This window comes from Vibrio sp. OPT18 (genome assembly GCF_015163615.1).
Classification (GTDB): domain Bacteria; phylum Pseudomonadota; class Gammaproteobacteria; order Enterobacterales; family Vibrionaceae; genus Vibrio; species Vibrio coralliirubri.
Genome location: NZ_JADDYK010000026.1, coordinates 1 through 2759, shown reverse-complemented (window position 1 = coordinate 2759; position 2759 = coordinate 1). Strand labels below are relative to the sequence as shown.

3 protein-coding genes and 1 pseudogene are annotated in these 2759 nt (G+C 42.6%); 1 reads left to right on the top strand and 3 read right to left on the bottom strand.

The window, feature by feature from the left end:
* The first annotated feature begins 148 nt into the window (after positions 1-148).
* Positions 149-1004 (top strand): annotated as a pseudogene (locus IQQ51_RS04915) (IS5 family transposase).
* 310 nt (positions 1005-1314) lie between these two features.
* Here IQQ51_RS04915 and IQQ51_RS04910 read toward each other — a convergent pair.
* The 3 genes from IQQ51_RS04910 to IQQ51_RS04900 form a co-directional block, all read right to left on the bottom strand.
* The gene (locus IQQ51_RS04910) at positions 1315-1482 is read right to left on the bottom strand and encodes a helix-turn-helix transcriptional regulator (protein ID WP_017081606.1); all 168 of its coding nucleotides are present in this window, start codon (positions 1480-1482) and stop codon (positions 1315-1317) included.
* Between the two features lie 128 nt (positions 1483-1610).
* Complete coding sequence (locus tag IQQ51_RS04905) at positions 1611-2294, bottom strand: YagK/YfjJ domain-containing protein (protein WP_193840522.1); 684 nt, start codon at positions 2292-2294, stop codon at positions 1611-1613.
* Positions 2284-2553 (bottom strand): AlpA family transcriptional regulator, encoded by a 270-nt coding sequence (locus tag IQQ51_RS04900; RefSeq protein ID WP_193840521.1) that lies wholly within the window; start codon positions 2551-2553, stop codon positions 2284-2286. The genes IQQ51_RS04905 and IQQ51_RS04900 overlap by 11 nt, the downstream gene beginning before the upstream one ends.
* Positions 2554-2759 lie beyond the last annotated feature (206 nt).

The window sequence follows — 2759 nt, the reverse complement described above, 5'->3', positions numbered from 1 at the left end:
AAACAAAGTCATAGGACTAGGTATGCCCGTTAGAAGCTAACGGCTAGTCAAATATGGCATCGTTGATCTTCAAGCTGATTTGATCAACAACGCCCCTAGACTTCGTTACAAAACAACCAACTAGAAACAATACAAGCTATCATTAATAATGGCTCTGCACTTTTGGATTGATGATAGGCAGGCGATAAAATGATATCCACAAACAGAATAAGCGCGGGAGGCCGCGTCGGTTCAGTGATTTAGCTATCACGACAGCACTCATGGTGAAACGAGTTTTTTCTATGCCATTGAGAGCGCTGCAAGGATTTATCGACTCGATATTTAGGTTAGCCCATGTACCGTTAAGTTGTCCGCATTACACCTGCATCAGTCGTAGAGCCAAGCAAGTTGAGGTTTCATTTAAGACTAAAACGAGAGGAGCGATACAGCACCTAGCTATTGATGCTACTGGCCTTAAGGTTTATGGCGAAGGTGAATGGAAAGTCAAAAAACATGGGACGGATGGCAAGCGTAGAGTCTGGCGAAAGCTTCATATTGCCGTCGATACCAACACTCATGAGATCATTGCCGCTGAGCTAAGTTTATCGACGGTTACAGATGGAGAAGTACTCCCGAACTTACTGAAACAAACACGCCGAAGTATCCTTGAGGTGTCTGGTGATGGCGCTTACGACACGAGAGCGTGTCACGCTGCTATTAAGATTAAGGGAGCTATTGCGCTTATTCCCCCAAGAGAAGGGGCAGCCTTCTGGGAGCGTGGTCACCCTCGAAATCTCGCCGTGGGTTGCCAGAAATTATACGGCTCAAATAAGTATTGGAAAGAGCGGTATGGATACCACAAACGTTCACTCTCAGAAACAGCGATGTATCGAGTTAAACAGTTGCTAGGAGGGAAACTGAGCTTAAGAAATTACAATGCCCAGGTGGGTGAAACTTACGCGATGATAAAAGCGTTGAACAAGCTTACTGGGTTAGGTATGCCTGAAACTTGTCGTATTGATTAAGAAATACGCGAAACGGGGTAGTTCTATCTTTAAATTTAATTACGCAACAAAGCCCCAAATTTTGGCGGCAAGCTGTTGTTTATTCATGTTTAACTCTAGACGTTAGTAGTTGATGAATAGCTTTAATAGTGTAGCCATCTCAATTGGTGGAGAGTGGCTTAGCACCAGCTATCGATATTGTGGCCATTCTATCATGTATATCTACCCGACTGAGAGTAGATACGAATAGTGCTTCTGAAAATTATTTTTCTTTGCAATTTATGTGAGTGGGCATAAAGCCAGCAGCTTTCGCTACTGGCCTAAGTCATTGCTATGCTCGATTCTCAATCCATTCATCCAATTCATGCTCAACCCATGCGGAGGCTCGCTCTCCAAGCGATACATTGTGTGGAAACTCCCCGTTAGCCATCATTTTGTAGATGGTCGACTTACTTAACTGCACTCTTTCTATCACTTCTTTTAAACGAACTAATCTCATGAAATTCTTCCTCTATGGTTATCACTCATGAGATAGAGTTGAAGTGTAAAAATTTCCTTAACCTGCTATCGGTTGGCTTATTTTTAGGTCGTCCCGTGATTGGTTTCCGCTCCTGTCAGTAACATCAATCATGCTTGTGCTCGTGGCCTCGCGGATGATGGTTGTCTTTTCTTTGATCTTTTCTCTCTCGGCTTTCTCGGCTGCCTTCCTTTCTTTTTTGATTTACTGACAAATGAACCTATCGTGCTTTGAACGTCAATATCATGATTCGTACTGACATTAGCTTGCCTGCTTAGTACGTAGAACAAGCAGCGGTGTCGGTGGTCAAAATCCTCATGATCTTTATTGAGCTCAAGCAGAGGTTGAGTAAGAAAGGAGCAAAGTTCACTGATGTCGTATTGGCTTGTCTGTGTGGTCGTTGCCCACGTTCGCGTAATGTCTTTCGTCAGTTTTTTTCTGATTTGGTATTCATTTGCTATCGGTTGGTAGGGAGCTGCATCTAAAAACATCGTGAAGCGGTAGCTGATTGCGCCAGTGTCAGATATTTCCTTTTTCCATATCACACTAATCTTGTCACGCTGTCTGTAATGACAGAATCGATAAAACCACTGATTGAATAACGCCTTGGCTTGATGGTTGTGCTTTCTGGGTATACCCAATCGAAACCGAAATACATAACTGTGACCAAAACGACTTAAGACGCTTCGATAAGCAAAATAGAGTTTTTCTATCAGTGGCAACGAAAGACCGCCATCCACCGTATCGATTTGGTACTCACGGAACCATTCACTCTCAATCACATTATCTTCCATAACGCTTATCCTGCTTTGCTTTCAACTCAGCCATCTTGATTAGCTTCTCATCTCGCTCTTGAATCTTTTCCAGTATCCAATTTTGAATATCTTGATATCGCCAGCCAATGGCTCTTGCACCTAGGGACACGGATTGAGGAAAAGTATCTTCCTCCATAAAGCTGTAGATAGACGCTCTGGAAAGACCGCTGATATGAATCACTTCTTTAAGTCTTATCAAGCGATTCGGATGTCCAGTGTTTGAATGGTTTGGGTTCATGATTATTGCCTTTGTTGGTATCACTCAAACAAAGACGCAGGTCTGTATTTTTTATCTCAACAAGTCTCAGTCGGTCTCATAGTGGATTTGGATTCGATTGAAGAATTATTCACATACATATCATTCTCTTGAGCATTGCATTTATTGATACAAGGAAAAGATATGGAAACGCTATATACATTTAACGATCCCGTTACAGAGCACCA